This window comes from Agrobacterium sp. CCNWLW155 (assembly GCF_036888815.1).
GTDB lineage: Bacteria > Pseudomonadota > Alphaproteobacteria > Rhizobiales > Rhizobiaceae > Agrobacterium > Agrobacterium radiobacter.
The window spans coordinates 47041-64311 of the sequence record NZ_JBAKFW010000011.1 but is presented as its reverse complement, the minus strand read 5'-3'; the positions used below and the strand labels follow the sequence as shown (position 1 = coordinate 64311).

At 60.7% G+C, this 17271-nt stretch carries 18 protein-coding genes and 1 pseudogene; 8 read left to right on the top strand and 11 right to left on the bottom strand.

Annotated elements, in window-relative coordinates; all coding sequences use genetic code 11:
- The first annotated feature begins 88 nt into the window (after positions 1-88).
- From nirK to V6S97_RS23795, 3 genes are all read left to right on the top strand, one after another.
- Positions 89-1231 (top strand): copper-containing nitrite reductase, encoded by a 1143-nt coding sequence (nirK, locus tag V6S97_RS23805; protein WP_020809044.1) that lies wholly within the window; start codon positions 89-91, stop codon positions 1229-1231.
- A gap of 111 nt (positions 1232-1342) precedes the next feature.
- Positions 1343-2260 carry an SUMF1/EgtB/PvdO family nonheme iron enzyme gene (locus V6S97_RS23800; protein ID WP_003504636.1) on the top strand — a complete coding sequence of 306 codons (918 nt, stop codon included), beginning with the start codon at positions 1343-1345 and terminating at the stop codon, positions 2258-2260.
- Positions 2261-2409: 149 nt separating this feature from the next.
- Positions 2410-3111: a Crp/Fnr family transcriptional regulator gene (locus V6S97_RS23795; protein ID WP_020809046.1), complete on the top strand. Its 702-nt coding sequence runs from the start codon at positions 2410-2412 to the stop codon at positions 3109-3111.
- Positions 3112-3181: 70 nt separating this feature from the next.
- Here the strand turns inward: V6S97_RS23795 and V6S97_RS23790 are convergent, their stop codons facing one another.
- The 11 genes from V6S97_RS23790 to V6S97_RS23740 form a co-directional block, all read right to left on the bottom strand.
- Complete coding sequence (locus V6S97_RS23790; RefSeq protein WP_031233466.1) at positions 3182-3577, bottom strand: c-type cytochrome; 396 nt, start codon at positions 3575-3577, stop codon at positions 3182-3184.
- Between the two features lie 69 nt (positions 3578-3646).
- Positions 3647-4207 (bottom strand): gluconate 2-dehydrogenase subunit 3 family protein, encoded by a 561-nt coding sequence (locus V6S97_RS23785; RefSeq protein ID WP_334427826.1) that lies wholly within the window; start codon positions 4205-4207, stop codon positions 3647-3649.
- On the bottom strand, positions 4207-5892 hold the full coding sequence (locus V6S97_RS23780; RefSeq protein WP_060726721.1) for a GMC oxidoreductase: 1686 nt from the start codon (positions 5890-5892) through the stop codon (positions 4207-4209). Before V6S97_RS23780 ends, V6S97_RS23785 begins: the two co-directional genes overlap by 1 nt.
- 148 nt (positions 5893-6040) lie before the next feature.
- The gene (locus V6S97_RS23775; RefSeq protein ID WP_162694552.1) at positions 6041-6895 is read right to left on the bottom strand and encodes a sugar phosphate isomerase/epimerase family protein; all 855 of its coding nucleotides are present in this window, start codon (positions 6893-6895) and stop codon (positions 6041-6043) included.
- Between the two features lie 124 nt (positions 6896-7019).
- Positions 7020-8189 (bottom strand): Gfo/Idh/MocA family protein, encoded by a 1170-nt coding sequence (locus V6S97_RS23770; RefSeq protein ID WP_060726719.1) that lies wholly within the window; start codon positions 8187-8189, stop codon positions 7020-7022.
- Positions 8190-8200: 11 nt separating this feature from the next.
- Positions 8201-9250 carry a sugar phosphate isomerase/epimerase family protein gene (locus V6S97_RS23765; protein ID WP_334427814.1) on the bottom strand — a complete coding sequence of 350 codons (1050 nt, stop codon included), beginning with the start codon at positions 9248-9250 and terminating at the stop codon, positions 8201-8203.
- A gap of 38 nt (positions 9251-9288) precedes the next feature.
- A complete protein-coding gene (locus V6S97_RS23760; protein ID WP_060726717.1) occupies positions 9289-10311 on the bottom strand; it encodes a LacI family DNA-binding transcriptional regulator in 1023 nt (340 codons plus the stop codon).
- A gap of 3 nt (positions 10312-10314) precedes the next feature.
- A complete protein-coding gene (locus tag V6S97_RS23755; RefSeq protein ID WP_003504616.1) occupies positions 10315-11283 on the bottom strand; it encodes an ABC transporter permease in 969 nt (322 codons plus the stop codon).
- A 1-nt stretch (position 11284) separates the two neighbouring features.
- Positions 11285-12229 carry an ABC transporter permease gene (locus V6S97_RS23750; protein WP_077998776.1) on the bottom strand — a complete coding sequence of 315 codons (945 nt, stop codon included), beginning with the start codon at positions 12227-12229 and terminating at the stop codon, positions 11285-11287.
- Entirely contained in the window at positions 12226-13719 is a 1494-nt protein-coding gene (locus V6S97_RS23745; protein WP_077998777.1) for a sugar ABC transporter ATP-binding protein, read from the bottom strand. Before V6S97_RS23745 ends, V6S97_RS23750 begins: the two co-directional genes overlap by 4 nt.
- A 103-nt stretch (positions 13720-13822) precedes the next feature.
- Positions 13823-14845, bottom strand: a complete 1023-nt coding sequence (locus V6S97_RS23740) for a substrate-binding domain-containing protein (protein WP_035212759.1) — start codon at positions 14843-14845, stop codon at positions 13823-13825.
- Positions 14846-15152: 307 nt separating this feature from the next.
- Here V6S97_RS23740 and V6S97_RS23735 point away from each other — a divergent pair, with 307 nt between their 5' ends.
- The 5 genes and pseudogenes from V6S97_RS23735 (at position 15153) to V6S97_RS23715 (ending at position 17237) form a co-directional block, all read left to right on the top strand.
- A complete protein-coding gene (locus V6S97_RS23735) occupies positions 15153-15548 on the top strand; it encodes a (R)-mandelonitrile lyase (protein WP_060726714.1) in 396 nt (131 codons plus the stop codon).
- Positions 15549-15694: 146 nt separating this feature from the next.
- On the top strand, positions 15695-16177 hold the full coding sequence (locus V6S97_RS23730; protein WP_236760280.1) for a hypothetical protein: 483 nt from the start codon (positions 15695-15697) through the stop codon (positions 16175-16177).
- A gap of 66 nt (positions 16178-16243) precedes the next feature.
- Positions 16244-16426 (top strand): glucoamylase family protein, encoded by a 183-nt coding sequence (locus V6S97_RS23725; RefSeq protein ID WP_334427811.1) that lies wholly within the window; start codon positions 16244-16246, stop codon positions 16424-16426.
- A gap of 56 nt (positions 16427-16482) precedes the next feature.
- Positions 16483-16822: pseudogene (locus V6S97_RS23720) on the top strand (helix-turn-helix domain-containing protein); the annotation flags it as partial.
- A 40-nt stretch (positions 16823-16862) separates the two neighbouring features.
- Complete coding sequence (locus V6S97_RS23715; RefSeq protein WP_060726713.1) at positions 16863-17237, top strand: VOC family protein; 375 nt, start codon at positions 16863-16865, stop codon at positions 17235-17237.
- The last annotated feature ends 34 nt before the right edge of the window (positions 17238-17271 follow it).

Below are 17271 nucleotides of genomic sequence, written 5' to 3'. Positions count from 1 at the left end.
CCATCTCAAATTGTATTTCCGCCCCTCCGCTACAAATGCTGTGACAGAGCGAAACATGCTCTGCCCTAAGAGGGACAGGAGAAATATGATGACGGAAACCTTCCACATCACACGGCGTAATATTCTCGCAGGCGCAGCATTTGCAGGGGCTGTAGCCCCCATGGTCATACCATCGGCGGCGAGCGCGGCAGAGGAAAAGAAGGCCGCAGCCAAGCCATTGACGAGCGCGGAGATTGCAGCGCTTCCTCGCGTAAAGGTTGATCTCGTCAAGCCGCCCTTCGTGCACGCCCATACGCAGAAAGCCGAAGGCGGACCGAAGATCGTCGAGTTCACCTTGACGATCAAGGAACAGAAAATGGTCCTCGACGACAAGGGCACCGAGGTCCACGCCATGACGTTCAACGGCTCGGTTCCCGGCCCCTTGATGGTGGTGCATCAGGACGACTATGTCGAACTGACCCTCATCAACCCCGATACCAATGAGCTGCAGCACAATATCGATTTCCACTCGGCCACCGGCGCGCTCGGCGGCGGCGGGCTCACCATCGTCAACCCCGGTGAAAAGGCGATCCTGCGGTTCAAGGCCACCAAGGCCGGCGTCTTCGTCTATCACTGCGCACCTCCCGGCATGGTGCCGTGGCACGTTACCTCGGGCATGAATGGCGCGATCATGGTGCTGCCGCGCGAGGGCCTGACGGACGGCCACGGCAAGGAGCTTGTTTATGACAAGGTCTATTATGTCGGCGAACAGGACTTCTACATCCCCCGCGACGAGAACGGCAGTTTCAAGAAATATGAAAGCGCCGGCGACGCCATGGCCGATACGCTGGAAGTCATGCGCAAGCTGACGCCAAGCCACATCGTCTTTAACGGCGCAGTCGGCGCCCTGACGGGGGAACACGCCCTTCAGGCCGCCGTGGGCGAAAAGGTGCTGATCGTGCATTCGCAGGCGAACCGCGATACCCGCCCGCACCTCATCGGCGGCCATGGCGATTATGTCTGGGCGACGGGCAAATTCCGCAACCCGCCGGATCTCGACCAGGAAACCTGGTTCATCCCCGGCGGCACGGCGGGCGCGGCCTTCTATACCTTCGAGCAGCCCGGCATCTATGCCTATGTCAACCACAACCTCATTGAAGCCTTCGAGCTGGGCGCGGCGGCCCACTTCAAGGTGACGGGTGAGTGGAACAATAGCCTGATGCAAGCGGTGCTCGCTCCGTCGAGCATCTAACGCGCCCGGAAGCGCGCCGCCGCCAACAGAGTGCGGCGCGCTTCCTTTCTGCTCTCTACGGCCTGAAGGCAGGCCCGAACTTTGGCGTTCCCAAAACGCAGGCAGGTTCCCATGGGCATTCCCGGCAACAGCCATTTTCCAAATGCCGTCTCGCTCCTTTTGCCGCTCTCGCTTGCCACGCTGCTGGCAACGGCGATCGGTTTCCAGTCGGGGATCATCCGCAGCGGCACTGATCCGCGCGCAGCCATGGCGCCGCCGCAGGTCGTTACCGTGCCTGCTGGCAGTTTCACCTACCGGGCGGAAGGCGAATATTTCCGCAATGGTTATGCCGTCGATGGGCCGATGGTCGACGTAACGATGCGGCAAAATCTGACGATCATGAAATATCAGGTGTCGAGCGCGGATTATGCGCGCTGCGTCGCCGAAGGCGGCTGCCAGCAGCCGGAACCCGGCTTTGCCGCTGCGGTCGGCGGCGAGATACCGGCAACCGGCATCAGCCAGGATGATGCCCATGCCTATGCCGCATGGCTGAGCGAGCGGACGGGCACCACCTGGCGCCTGCCGAGTGATACTGAACTGGCCTTTGCCGCCGGCTCGCTTTTTCCGGACGAGACGCTTGGCGTAGCTGCCGATAGTGAAAACCCGGCCTTGCGCTGGCTGGCGGATTATGAGCGGCAGACCAGCCGCAAGGCCTCGGGCAATCCCGTTCCGCAATCCTATGGCAGCTTCGGCGAAAACGAATATGGCCTTGCCGATTTCGGCGGCAATGTCTGGGAATGGACCTCGAGCTGCAGCCGGCGTGTGACGCTTGGCAAGGATGGCGAAATGCTGGATACCGTCGCCTCCTGCGGTATTCCCGTCGCTTCGGGAAAACACCGTGCGGCGATGAGCGCCTTCGTCAAAAACCCGAAAAGCGGCGGCTGCGCGGTCGGCGTGCCGCCTGATAATCTCGGTTTCCGGCTCGTGAAGGATACGCGCTGGTATGCACCGCTTCTCGAAAAGCTTCGCGCAGCCGCTCTCATTTCTTGATAATCGTCAATTAAAACAATTAGTTGATTTATATCATTTGATCTTCTTCCACCGGTGATAGTGCTGTATTGTGAAGATACAGAAAAGGCCGATACCCGATTGCCCATTGCGGGAACCGTGGCGGCGGCCGACCACCGGAGAGGGTGCAAGTGAAGATTGACCGAAGCGTCATCCGGTCGCTGGCCTTGTTTGCCAAGATGGCCGACGATGAGCTGGACGGACTGCTGACCCACGCCACATCCCGGCTAGTGCCGGCGGGCGAAGCCATTTTCGAGCAGGGCCGGCCGGCCACGCATTTCTTCCTGCTCATCCACGGCCGCCTGAAGGTAACGCAGGTGACCCATGACGGTCAGCAGATCATCGTGCGCGTGGTGCATCCCGGCGATCTCTTCGGTTTCGCAAGGGCGCTGCAGCGGGCCGATTATCCCGGTACCGCAACGACGGCTGCCGAAAGCGTGATCCTGTCCTGGCAAACCGATCTCTGGCCGCAATTCGTCGAGCAGAACCCGCATCTTGCCGTCTCAGCCATGCAGACAATCGGCCAGCGTCTCGAGGAAGCCCATACGCGCATCCGCGAAATGTCGACGCAGGAAGTGGAGCGCCGGGTGGCCCATGCCGTGCTGCGCCTTTCGCAGCAGGCGGGCCGCAAGGAGCTGGACGGCATCCGCATCGACTTCCCGATTTCGCGTCAGGATATCGCCGAAATGACCGGCACGACGCTGCACACCGTTTCGCGCATTCTCAGCAGCTGGGAGACCAAGGGGCTGGTGCAGGGCGGGCGGCAGAAGCTTCTGGTCTGCAATCTGCCGGGCCTTGCCCAGCTGGCGGAAGGCGAAGCCAGCCAGGTGTAGAGTGGAGGCGCCTGCCTCCATGTGCTTGGCCTTCGCCAAGGGCGGGCCTCGACCGGGTAGCCCCCGGCTCTCACTCAACCGGCTTTGAGGCCGCGCTTTCAATATAGGCGATGAGATTGTCCAGATCTTCCGGCTTGCTGATGCCGGCCAGCGCCATCTTGTTTCCGGGTATTTTCTTTTTTGGCGCGCTCAGGAAATCCCGCAATTCCTCCGGCGTCCAGACGAGACCGTCCTCGCCCGCTTTTTTCATCGCACTCGAATAAGTATAGTCAGGCACGCCGCCCGCCGCACGGCCAATGATGCCGTTAAGCTGTGGGCCGACCCTGTTTTTCGCGCCCCCGCCTATGGCGTGACAGGCGGAACAGCGCTTGAAGACCGCCTCCCCCTTGGCAACATCGCCCTCCGAAAGAGCGGGAACGGTGCTTGCGGTCAGCATAGCCGCCGCGATGATGAGTGTCTTGCGCATCATGTCATCCTTGTCTTGCCGTATGAATGCGGCCCGCCCGCAAATGCGGACGGGCCAACAGCTCTCTCTTCAGGTCGTGCCCCAGGCAGGCGTGCCCCTCTTGTAGGAAATGCGGTCTTCGAAACCACCGGGAACCTCGTCGTAGACGAGAACTTCCGTGGCCCCGATCTTCGAGGTGAAGAAGCCGAGCAGCGTCAGTTGCTTGACCAGCGTGAAGGCGTGCGGTTTCGCCGGTGTCTGTTCAGCCTTGGCCTGCTTGTCCAGCGCCGAAAGCAGCGCCTGTCGCTCTCCCGCCGTCAGCTCCAGAAAGGCCTTCTTGTGTTCGGTCTGGCTGCGCTTCTCGATGTCCGAAATTGCCGAAAGGAAGAGCGCCCGCTGCTCGTCGGTGTAGCAATCGGCTGCATAGACGGCCATGAATGCACCCACTTCGGCATCCTTCGCACCGGGCGTGGAAGTGCGGGGAATGATGGTCTCCGCCACTTCGTCCAGAAAGTGGATTTCCTCCGGTGTAAAGACATGGCCAGCGCCGGCAGGCTTGGCAGCATTTTCCGCGGCCGTCAGGACATCCGCGCCGATCAGCGGAAGGCCGGTGGCAATGGCTATCAGTTTCAGCAGTTCGCGTCTGTTCATCATAGGTTCCCCTTCTTGCGTTCGGAAACGGCAAATTCGGCGGCACGCGCCGTCAGCGCCATGTAGGTCAAAGACGGGTTGACGCAGGAAGCCGAGGTCATGCAGGCACCATCAGTCACGAAGACGTTCTGTGCATCCCAGACCTGGTTGTTGCCGTTGAGGACGGAGGTTTTCGGGTCGCGCCCCATGCGGGCCGTTCCCATTTCGTGAATGCCCATGCCGGGTGCATAGCTGCCCCTGGAGGGTTTGACGTTCTTGATGCCGACCGCCTCGAACATCTCGACGGCGTCATTGACCATGTCTTCGCGCATGTCGAGTTCGTTCTGCTTCATCTCGACATTCATGGAGAGGACCGGAAGGCCCCATTTGTCCTTCTTCTCATGATCGAGCTTCACGCGGTTCTCATGGTAGGGCAGCATTTCGCCGAAAGCGGTCATGCCGATGGTCCAGCCGCCCGGCTCGGTCAGCGCTTCCTTGTAATCGGCTCCGATATTGAGCTCGGCGATTTCCCGTTCCCAGCGCGAACGGCTGGCCGAGCCCTGATACCCGAAACCACGCAGATATTTGCGCTTGTCGTCGCCGGTATTGCGGAAACGCGGAATGTAGAAACCCGCGGGACGGCGGCCCTTGAAGTAGAAGTCCTCGAAACCTTCCACCTGGCCTGTCGCGCCCATGCGGAAATGGTGGTCCATCACGTTGTGGCCGAGTTCGCCTGAGCTGCTGCCAAGCCCGCCTTCCCAGACATCGGTGGCCGAATTCATCAGCACCCAGGTCGAGTTCAGCGTCGAGGCGTTCAGGAAAATGATGTCGGCGGTGTATTCATAGGTCAGGTTGGTTTCTGCATCGATGATCTCGACGCCGCGCGCCTTCTTCCTGTCCTTGTCGTAGAGGATTTCCTTGACGATGGAGAAAGGCCGCAAAGTGAGATTGCCGGTGGCGACCGCCGCAGGCAGGGTGGATGCCTGCGTGCTGAAATAGCCGCCGAAGGGACAGCCCAGCCGGCACTTGTTGCGGAACTGACAGCGCGTGCGCTCCTGATCGGGAAGTTCCTGGGTAATGTTGGCGCAGCGCGAATTGATGAGGTGGCGCGTGCCCTTGAACGCCTTCTTCAGCCGGCTGGCCACATCCTGCTCCACGAAATTGAGCGGAATGGGCGGCAGGAATTCGCCGTCAGGGAGAATGTCCAGCCCCTCGCGGCTGCCGGAAATGCCGGCGAAGCGCTCGACATAATCATACCAGGGGGAGACGTCTTCATAACGGATCGGCCAGTCGACGGCGATGCCTTCTTTCGCATTGGCCTCGAAATCGGTCTGCGACCAGCGATAGGTCTGACGGCCCCAGAGCAGCGAGCGGCCGCCGACATGATAACCGCGGAACCAGTCGAACCGCTTTTCCTCGACATAGGGCGTTTCCTGCTCATCGGCCCACATGCCGAGCGTTGCCTCTTCCAGCAGATAATCGCGGCTGAGAACGGGATATTTCGCCTTCATTTCCTGCGTGGCGCGGTTGCGATGGGGGTAATCCCAGGCTTCCTTGTCGGCATTCTGATAGTCGGTGATGTGCTCGATGTTGCGGCCGCGCTCCAGCATCAGGACCTTCAGGCCCTTTTGCGTGAGTTCCTTTGCGGCCCAGCCTCCACTGATGCCCGAGCCGACAACAATCGCATCATAATGATTGTTTGCCATGATAACTCCTCCGATGTGAGCTTGGAAAAAACGACAGGACAAAACGCTTCCCGTCGCGACGCGGCGGAAACTGGTTATGTGTCTGTCGAACCTCATGCGCCCCGGCGAACCGGCCGCCGGGGAGCGGTTCTGGTTTTACTGGCAGTGTTTACTGAATGGTCGGCAGGCGTTCGCTCAGGAACGCATTGCCCTTGGTCACGACGGCTTCGGCATCGAGCGGAAGGTCGTGCTCAAGGATGAACCATTTTGCGCCGGCCTGTTTTGCCGCCGGCAGGATCGTCTTCCAGTCGAGAGTGCCGGTGCCGAGTGTGGCGAAGCCGCGCTCGTTTTCCGCCGTTCCCGCAGGCGCATTGTCCTTGGCATGGATGGCAAAAACCTTGCCCTTCAATGTGCCGAGGAACTCTGCCGGATCATTGCGGCTGCGCGCCACCCAGGCGACGTCGACTTCGGCCTGCAGTTTCGGGCCTGCCGCATCGAGCAGCAGTTCAAGCGCCGTCTTGCCGTCGAACTTGACCATTTCAAAGTCGTGATTGTGGTAGGCCATGGAGAGGCCTGCCGCAGACAGTTTGTCCGCATATCCGCCGAGCTCCTTGCCCAAGGCGGTCCAGCCTGCGGCGTCCTTCGGACGGTCTTCCGGCTTCAGGAAAGGCACGGTCACGACCGGATTGCCGACGGCCTTCTGCTCCGTGATGACCTCGTCGAGATTGCCGCGCAGCTTGTCGATCGGCACGTGCGAAGAAATGACCTTGATCTTGTGCTTTTCGAGAAGCGTGTTCAGTTCGCTGGCGCTGACCTTCTGCATGTCCACCGTTTCCACGGCGGAAACGCCTGCGCGGTTGAGGATGGCAAGCTGCTCTTCCAGCGTTCCGGAATTGCGCAGGGTATACATCTGCGCGGCGATCGGCAGCGTCTTGCTGTCATCGGCAAAAACCGGATTTGCGAAACCGGCCGCCAGTCCGACGACGAATGCCATGCCTGCAAGTTTTGACTTGAACGTTTTCAAACGCGTAACTCCCTTTCCGTTTGATCAATGTGACGACACGCCCACCCTTCCCTGTCTCCTTGACCGGGCAGGTGCCGGGCACAGCCTCCGGTGCCCTGCGTCGTCTCCTCCGATAGGCTGCGACCTAGATGTCGATTTTGACCCAGGTCGAGGTCTGGCTGGAGCGAACGGCGGCATCGATGAATGCGAGACCCGCAAGGCCGTCCTCCATGCCGGGGTAAATCACCTCCCCGGCGGCTGTTTTTCCCTCCCTTTTGGCGATGATTGCATCTGCGGCTTCGCGGTAGATCGTCGCAAAACCCTCGAGATATCCTTCCGGGTGCCCTGACGGCACGCGGCTGACGCGGTTGGCGGCAGCTCCCGCGCCCGCACCGTTGCGGGTGATCAGCCGCTTCGGCTCCCCATAAGGCGTGAACCACAGCTCATCCGGCACCCGGTGGTGCCATTCAAGCCCGCCTTTATTGCCATAGACCCGGAGCGACAGGGCGTTTTCATTACCGACCGCGATCTGGCTTGCCCAGAGCATGCCCTTGGCGCCGCTTTCATAACGCAAGAGAATATTGGCGCTGTCATCCAGCTGCCGGCCCGGCACGAAGGAGGTCAGATCCGCATAAAGGCTGCTGGGGATTTCGCCCGTGACGAAGGCGGCAGCGTTGAAAGCGTGCGTGCCGATATCGCCGATTGCCCCGCCCGCGCCGGAGCGGCTGGGGTCCGTGCGCCATTCCGCGCCCTTCGCCCCGGTCTTTTCAACCGCTTCGGTCAGCCAGTCCTGCGCATATTCGGCCTGGACGTGACGCAGCTTGCCGATATCGCCACTGGCAATCATCTCCCGCATCTGCCGCAGCATGGCATAGCCGGTGTAATTATGCGTCAGAATGAACAGCCTGTCGGATGCCCCGACGATTTTGGCCAGTTCCTTCGCCTCCTCCAGTGTCGCGGTCACCGGCTTGTCGCAGATGACGTGGATCCCGGCCTCGAGAAAGGCCTTGGACGGGGCGAAATGAAGGTGGTTGGGGGTCACGATGGCGACCGCCTCGATTCCGTCTTCACGACCGGCCTCAACCGCCGCCATCTCCTCGAACGAGGCATAGGAGCGCTCCGGCGCGATGCCGAGCAGCGTTGCCGAAGCGGCAGCACGCGTCGCATCGGAGGAAAGTGCGCCGGCCACGAGTTCGTAACGGTCATCCAGCCGGGCGGCGATGCGGTGCACTGCGCCGATGAAAGCGCCCTGACCGCCGCCGACCATTCCGAGACGGATGCGGCGGCCATCGAATTTTTTTGTAACGGAGGACATGGCTATCCCTTTCAAAGTCCGAGAAGGCGGCGATTGGCGGCATCATCGACGCCGCTTTTGGCGAAATCGTCGAAAGCCCGCTCGGTCACGCGGATGATGTGGTTTTCAATGAAGGCTACGCCCTCACGCGCGCCGTCTTCCGGGTGCTTCAGCGCGCATTCCCATTCCAGCACCGCCCAGCCGTCGAAGTCATATTGGGTGAGCTTGGAAAAGACTGCGCCGAAATCCACGTGCCCGTCGCCCAGCGAACGGAAACGCCCCGGCCGGTCGACCCAGCTCTGATAACCGCCATAGACGCCCGAGCGGCCCGTCGGATTGAACTCGGCATCCTTGACGTGAAAGGCGCGGATACGCTCGTGATAGATGTCGATGAAATCGAGATAATCCATTGCCTGCAGCACGAAATGCGAGGGATCGTAGAGGATGTTGGCGCGTGCATGATTGCCGGTGGCGTCAAGAAAACGCTCGAAGGTGACGCCGTCGTGCAGATCCTCACCCGGATGCAGTTCATAGCAGAGATCGACACCATTCTCCTCGAAAGCATCGAGAATGGGTGTCCAGCGCTTGCCGAGTTCAGCAAAGGCCATTTCGACAAGACCAGCCGGACGCTGCGGCCACGGATAAACGAACGGCCATGCGAGCGCACCGGAGAAAGTCGCATGGCTTTTGAGGCCAAGATGCTGCGACGCCTTCGCCGCACACTTCAGCTGGTTGACCGCCCATTCCCGCCGCGCCTGCGGTTTGCCGCGCAGTTCGGCCGGTGCAAAACCGTCGAACATTTCATCATAGGCCGGGTGAACGGTCACAAGCTGACCCTGAATATGGGTCGAAAGCTCCGTGATTTCGACGCCAATCTCGGCCAGACGGCCCTTGATATCGTCGCAATAGCCCTTGGAGGCGGCGGCTTTCTCGAGATCGAAGAGCTTGGGATCGGTCGGCACCTGAATGCCCTTGTAACCGAGGGAAGCCGCCCATTGGCCGAGATTGTCGAGCGTGTCGAAGGGAGCTTTATCCCCGACAAATTGCGCGAGGAAAATCGCCGGGCCTCTGATCGTCTTCATGTCCTTACACTCCTTGCATTCACAATTCCGACTGGCCGCTACCGGTGCGGCGGGTGGCAGGGCGCGACCGAGCCGCGCACCACCAGTTCCGTATCCAGCACGATGGTTTCGGCCGTGCGTTTGCCGTTCAGCCGGTCCACCATCAGCGCCATGGCCTTACGGCCCATCTCCTGCCGGGGCTGGCGCACCGTCGTCAGCGGCGGTTCGAAGGCATTGGCGAAGATGATGTCGTCGAAGCCGATGACGGAGACATCGGACGGAACCGACAGGTCCCTGCCCCGCAACTCGCTGATCGCGCCGATCGCCATCTGGTCGCTCGATGCAAAGATCGCGGTGAAGGCAATGCCATTTTCAAGAAGACCTGCAATAGCCTGACGGCCGGCCTCGATGCTGTAATCGCCCGTCACAACAAGTTCGTCGGCATAAGCAATATCGGCCTCGGCAAGTGCATCACGGTAACCGTCGAAACGTTCCTGCGCCAGACTTTCCGGCACGGGACCGGCCAGATGCACTATCCTTTTGTGTCCGGCCTCTATGAGGTGGCGCATGGCGTTGATGGAGGCGGCGCGGTTATCGACCTTGACGGTCGGCAGCGCGAGGCCGGGCACCGTTTCCGACGCGATGACGATGGGCGGCAGCGCATCGCCCTGATCGAGAAGCTCGGACGGGAACTGGCCAGTCATCAGGATCAGGCCGTCGGCATGTTTCTGCCGCACCATGTCGATATGGGTCGCCACACGGTGCTCGTCGTTGCGGGCGTCACCCATCAGCACCTTGAAACCCGCTTCGCCGGCCGCTTCCTCAACGCCCTTGTAGATTTCGAGATAAAACGGGTTACCGATATCGCGAACGAGAAGGATGACGGTGTTGTTGGATTGACGCCGGAAGCTCGCCGCCTGCGCATTGGGAACGAAGTTCGCCTGCCGGACGGCGTCGAAAACCTTCTTCCGGGTTTCCGGGCGAACCTTGTCGGGTTGCTGCAGCGCCCGCGATACGGTCGCGATCGAAACGCCCGCGAGAGCTGCAACTTCCCTGATATTCGAACCTTGGTCTTTGCTCATCTGTCACACACGCAACTGCTTTTGGCGGCCATAAAGCAGCATCAGCGCTAGCAACGTGACACCGAATATGATCTGCCGTGCCCATACATCGAGGTTGAGCGTTATCAGTACGCTTTGCAGAATGGTGAGCGCAACTGCCCCGGCCATGGTTCCGACATATCCGCCCGCACCGCCCGCAAGCGAGGTGCCTCCGATGACAACAGCGATGATCGACGGAAGCACATATTGGTCACCGACGGAGATGAAGGACGTGCCTGTGTAACCGATGACGCAGACCCCGGTCAGCCCGGCAAACAGGCCGGAAAGGCCATAAAGTAGCGTGCGGATCAGGGAGACGGGCAATCCGGTGAGCGTCGCCGCTCTCTCATTCGAGCCGATGGCATAGATGGCGAAACCGAAGGCCGTGCGGCGCAGCACGAACAGCATGATCGCGGCGATGCCCAGCCAGACGAAGAGCACGCCGGGAATGCCGAAGACGAGCGGGCGGTTGATGAAGCCCGCCAGCAGCGGTGCCGCCGCACCTGATGGAACGCCCTGCGAATAAACCACCAGACCGCCCTGAATGACCGCCGTCATGCCGAGCGTCATCACCAGCGGCGGAATACGCACGAAGGTGATGCCGAGGCCGTTGATGAGGCCGATCAGGAAAGGAATGCCGCCCGCAACGAGAATGGCAAGCGGAATGCCGGCATTCTGGCCGTTCATCATGTTGCCGGCAAGGACCGCGCCGAGCGAGATCATCGCACCAACGGAAAGATCGATGCCTTCGCGTCCGCCGAGGATGACGAGGTTCTGCCCCGCCGCGACGATGCCGAGAATGGCGGCGATCGTCAGCAACCGCACGATCTGCGAGCCCTGTGCAAAACCGGGCGAGAGCAATTCCCCGACCAGCAAAAGGAAGGCGGACGCGCCAATGGCAATGGTCAGAGGATCGGTGAGAAGGGTTTTGAGTTGCAAGCCGGGATTGGTCATATCAACGCCTCGTCACCAGAACACCGCCGGCAAGAGCCGTCAGCACGATCAACCCCTGCACCAGTGTCTGGTACTCAAAGGGCAAGCCCGCAAAGAAAATCACATTACCGATCATGCCGAGCACCAGCGCGCCGGCAATCGACCCGGTCGAACTGCCGAAGCCGCCGGAAAGTGCGGTGCCGCCCAAGACCACCGCCGAGATGGAAGAGAGCGCGAGACTTGCGCCCAGAAGCGGATCGCCCGAGGCCGTCTCGCCGGTGAGGCAGAGCGCTGCCAGCGCCGAAAACAGCCCGGAGATCATGTAGGCGCCAATGCGGATGCCGGAGAGGCGCAGGCCCGTCTGGAAGGCTCCGGTGCGATTGCCGCCGACCGCCAGGAGATGCGTGTTAAACGGAATGCGCGATACGATCAGCGTGAAGGCGATGCCGGCCACGAGCACCCACAGCACGAAGGGCACGCCGATGAAGCTGCCGGAATAGGTCTGCCAAAAGGCTTCCGGCACCGGAAGACCCGCCTGCGGCAGCACCCAGATCGCCGTCCCGGCGAAGATGATGCCTGTCGCAAAAGTCGTGACAATCGGCTGGAAACGCAGGCCGGAGATGAAGAGGCCATTGACCAGTCCACAGAGCAGCCCGACAGCCGCACCCGCCGCCATGCCGGCAAAGACGGCGCCCGTCGTACCACCCAGCGCCGCGATGACACTGACGGTGACGACATTGGCGAGCGCCACGATGCTGCCGACCGACAAATCGATATCTCCCGCCAGAATGACATAGGTCTGGCCGATGGCCACCAGGATCAGGGGCAGAAATGTGGTCAGGTTCGACTGCAGCACGGAGGGCTGAACGAAAGACGGCTGCAGAAACGTGTTGACGGCAACGAGAACGGCCAGAACCACGAGGGTGATGATCCAGGGTTGCCTGCGCAGAAAACCGGAAGAGCTCATGCGGCGTCTCCATAAGCGGCGCGGGTCATGTTTACGGATGTCATGTCGGCTCCGGTCAGTTCCGCGGAGATGCGCCCGCCATTGAAGACGAGAATGCGGTCGGCATATTCGAGGATTTCCGCATCTTCCGAGGAATAGAGAAGAATGGTCGCGCCGGCATCGGCCTGCTGCCGCATCAGCGCGAAGAGATCGGCCTTCGCGCCGAGATCGATGCCCTTGGTCGGATCATCGAGCAGCAGCAGTTTTGGTGCGGTGGCAAGCCAGCGGGAAATGAAGATCTTCTGCTGGTTGCCGCCGGACAGCGTGCCGATCGGCATATCCAGGCCGGCGAACTTCGTCTTCATGTCATCCGCGACCTTCTGCACGCGCGGCTTCAGCGTCGCGGGCCGGACCAGCCGCATCTTTTCGCGCACCATGAGGGCCGCGACGAGATTTTCAAAGATCGACCGGCCCTGAAGCGACGCGTCACGCCCGCGGTCACCCGAGACATAGGCAAAACCACTATGAACGGCCTGAGAAGGCTTGCCGATGGTGATGTCACTGCCCTCGAACCGGATTTGCCCCGTTGCAAACGGGCTGGCGCCAAACAAGCCCTTCAGCAAGGCCGATTGTCCCTGCCCCTGCAGACCGGCCAGACCGACGATTTCGCCCGGATAGGCTTCAAGACTGACGCCACGCACGCCCTCGCCCGCAACATCCGTTACCTTGAGGCTGGGGACTGCGGCGGCACGCCCCTGCTGGCGAGCCGGTGCTGCGCGGACATCGCCGACCATATCGTGCACGACGGCCTCGCGGCTGGTGGTGGCCGTATCCAGTTCGGAAATCGTCGCGCCATTGCGCATCACGGTGATGCGGTCGCAGACGGCAAAGACCTCATCGAGACGGTGGGAAATCATGATGGTGGAGACGCCGTCGGCCTTCTTGGCCCGAAGTATCTCAAAAAAGCGCTGCGACTGGCGGCCATCGAGCGCCGCCGTCGCCTCGTCCATGATCATCAGGCTGGCATTCTGGGCGAATACCTTGAGGATTTCGACTAGCTGGCGCTGATCCGGCGGCAGCGTGCCGACGATCGCATCCGGCTCCAGCCCTTCGCCAGCCACGCCTTCAAACAGCGCGATCAGTCTGCCCGCTTCGGCCTTCAGCGCCTTGCTGTCGACAAAGACGCCGCGTTTCGGCTCACGCCCTAGGAAAATATTATCAGCGACGGAAAGCTGCGGAATGAGGCTCAGTTCCTGATAAAACAGCGCGACACCGGCATTTTCGGCGTCCCGCGGGCTTTTGAAGCGCACGTCCTCACCGTTGAACCTGATGGTGCCGCTGGTCGGCGCGACCGCGCCCGCAACGATCTTGCAGAGCGTGCTCTTGCCGCAGCCATTGGCGCCCAGGAGCGCGTGAATTTCACCGCGGCCCACGGTCAGCCTGCCGTCCGAAAGCGCACGCACGGCGCCAAAATTCTTCGTTATGCCGGCCGCTTCCAAAGCGTTCGCCATCGCATGTCCCCGAATTGTGTCTGTCGCAGGCGGATGGCCAAGGCCCGGTCCGCGCTCGAATTTCTGGTTCGGGCCGGCGTTCGCCGCCGGCCCGAGACGGATATTACTTGAAGAACTCGCCCGCCTGTTCCGGCGTCACGGTTGCCGTAACGGACCAGTAGCCGGGTTTGCCTTCTGCAGTCTTGATGTTGTCGGCAAGATTGTCGTTGCTGACGAAGGGGATCGGAATGTAGATGGCGTTGCCATAGGTGCCGCCAAAAATGCCGTCCTTGAATTCCTTGCCCTGCAGCTTCAGGACAGCAACGTTGAGCGCGCTGGCCATGACGCCGGGAGGATTGACCGAAGCGCCGGAATTGAACTTTTCCTTTTCCCAACGGGTCATGAAGTCCTTGCGGATCTCACCGGTTGCGGCAATGTCCTTGGTCTTGCCGGCGGCTTCGATGGCGCGCCATGCGCCGTCTGCCATGCCGTCCTGAACCCAGACGCCGCTAATATCGGGATAGGTTGCAAGCAGGTTCTGCATGGCCTGCTGGCCCTGCGCCTGATCCCAGCTCGCATTGGCTTCGTTCAGCACCTTGATGTCAGGGTATTTCTTGAACACTTCGCGGTAACCGGCGACGCGGGCTTCGTTGGCGGGGTTGCCGGCGATGCCGTTGATGGCGACGACACTTCCCTTGCCCTTCAACGCATCAGCAAGCCATTGTGCGGACTGGGCCGCCCATGCCTTCTGGTCGATGCCGACATAGATCGCATCCTTGGAAGACACTTCCGCATCGGTGGCGATGACGAGAATGTTGCGCGCCTTGGCCTGCGCAAAGATCGGGTCGAAGGCCGTCGGGCTGCCGGGATTGATGAGGATCGCATCAACGCCCTGGTTCATGAAGTTGCGGATGTGACCGATCTGCCCCTGCACATCGACATTGCCGCTCTGAACGACGACTTCGACCTTGACGCCCTTTTCGCCCCACGCTTTTGCGGCAGCCTGAGCCTCTTCGATCATCTGCGTGCGCCATTCGCTGCCGACGAAGGAATTGGAAAGACCGATCTTGAAGCTCTGCTCCTGGGCGTGCGCGGACGTGCCGGCCGCCAGCACCAAAGCGGCGGCAGCCATCAAATGTCTAAACATGAAATTTGCTCCTCCAAGCTCGGTTTTCAACTGATGAAACCGTTTACATCGGTGAATGTAACCGGTTTCATAACTGAGTCAATCCCGAGAATGATTTTTGTTGCGGCGTGCAGAAAGAAGGAAAATGACGGTTGGAAGCGTTCGAAAACCCATATGGAAGAGCGGGATAACCACGCGAGAACGGTCGTGTCATCGGGTTTTCGAGAGGCATATAACCGTTTCCGATCGGGCAGATTTTCACTCGGCTGTGGACAAGCGGGGAATTCCCACATCAAATCGCCGCTCGAGACCAGTCAGGAGAACAACCATGGAAATACTGCGCGCGGGAACACGAGCGTCCGGTAAAGGCCCGGATGCCTGGTTCACCGGTTCGGTCCGTATCGATCCGCTCTTTAACCCCTTCGATGCCGAACGGGTACAGGGTGCTCAGGTGACTTTCGAACCCGGCGCCCGCACCGCCTGGCACACCCATCCCCTCGGCCAGACCCTGATCGTAGTATCCGGCCTTGGCCGCGCGCAGCGTGAGGGCGGGCCGGTGGAGGAGATTCGCCCCGGTGATATCGTCTGGTTTGAACCGGGTGAACGACACTGGCACGGCGCCGCACCTGATGTGGCGATGACCCATATTGCGCTTCAGGAGGTCAAGGACGGCAAGGCGGTAGGCTGGATGGAGCATGTGACGGATGAGCAATACGGCGCATGACGCTGCTCCGCAGATCTGGCGGATGAACGGCCCGTAGCAGCGTGCGGGAGCGCCGGCATCCGCAGCCAATCCGCTGCGCCTGCGAGCCGGATAAGCCTGTTTGCGGGTCTGCTTCTGGTTTTGCTGCGGATCATCCGAGGTTGGAAGTGACGGACGAATTTCCTGCTCAACTTGATGGCCTGCATCACAGTACCTTCGATTATTTCTGGTCCGGCAGCCATCCTGAGAGCGGCCTTCCGAGGGACAGCATGGGATCGGAGGGTCGGCCGATCCACGACATCACGTCCATATCGGGTGTTGGCTTCGGATTTCTTACACTGATCGTCGGCGTTTACCGTTCCTGGATCACAAGGCAGGCGGCGGTCGACCGGGCAAACCGCATGCTGCGATCTCTCGGCGCGGTGAAACTATTTCACGGTGCCTTTCCGCATTTTGTCCATACGTCTGGCGGCAAGACAATCCCATTTGCAAAGTTCGACGACGGCGGCGATCTCGTCGAGACTGCGCTTCTGGTTCAGGCGCTGATCTGCGCCCGCGAGTTCTTTGGTGAGCAATCATCAGGCGAAATCGATCTGCGCCGGTCCGTTAACGACATCGTGGAGGCGGTGGTGTGGGACTGGTTTACGTAGGGAAAGCCTGGGCCCCTTTTCTAGCATTGGAGCCCCCGGTTCGGCTGGGCGAAGAACCTGCCGATTGTGGGATGGAACGAGGCACTGGTGTGTTATGTGCTTGCGGCGGAATCAGCCACACACGCGATAGACACGGCATCTTACCACTCCGTTTGGGCGCGCAAGGGCGAAATCAGGAACGGCGAGACTTATCTCGGTGTCAGGTTGCCGCATGCCGAGCCTTTTGGAGGTCCGCTCTTCCTGTCGTAGTTTTCGTTCTGCACTCTCGATCCGCGCGGTCTGGGTGATGCCTATTGCAGCGATTTCTTCATCTGCCGCTGACGGATGAATCGCGGCTTATACAGATTGCGTCGGAACTGGTGAATAATCCGTCCGATCGCAGTACGATGGCGCAGTGGGCAACGCGAGTGGCAATGAGCAAGAATTCGCTCGCACGTCTCTTTCAGCGGGAGACCGGCCTTACCTTTGGCCGTTGGCGCCAACAGTTGCAATTAATCGTCGCAATCCGAAGCCTTGGCAGCAGGGGCGACAGTAAAGGACGTTTCGGGCGACCTCGGATATGAATCGGTGTCGGCGTTCATTACCATGTTCAAGAAGGCTCTCGGAACGTCAACATCAAGATATCTAAGAAACTTCGACCGCTAAAAGTCACGAAAACGGACGGGCAGTCCAGAGGAGATAAAGCATGTTCACCCACGTCATGATCGGCAGCAACGACCTGGAGCGCGCGAGAGATTTCTACGATGCCACCTTCGTCGCTCTGGGCGGCAAGCCTGGCGAGATGGACGCCAGAGGCCGACTGATCTACGCCCATGAAGGAGGACGACTGATGATCACGACACCCATTGACGGCAAACCGGCGACCGCTGCCAACGGTGGAACAATCGGTATCGCGGCCACGACCCCCGACCATGTCCTGGCGTGGCATGCCGCAGGTGTCGCACACGGCGGAACGGCAATCGAGAGCCCGCCCACGGCACGTCCGAACGGGGTGTTCGTTGCATATCTTCGCGACCCCGACGGAAATAAACTGACTGCAAGGACGCCTCAGACGAAATGAGGCAGACAGCCCCGTACACGGTTGGTTTCATGAA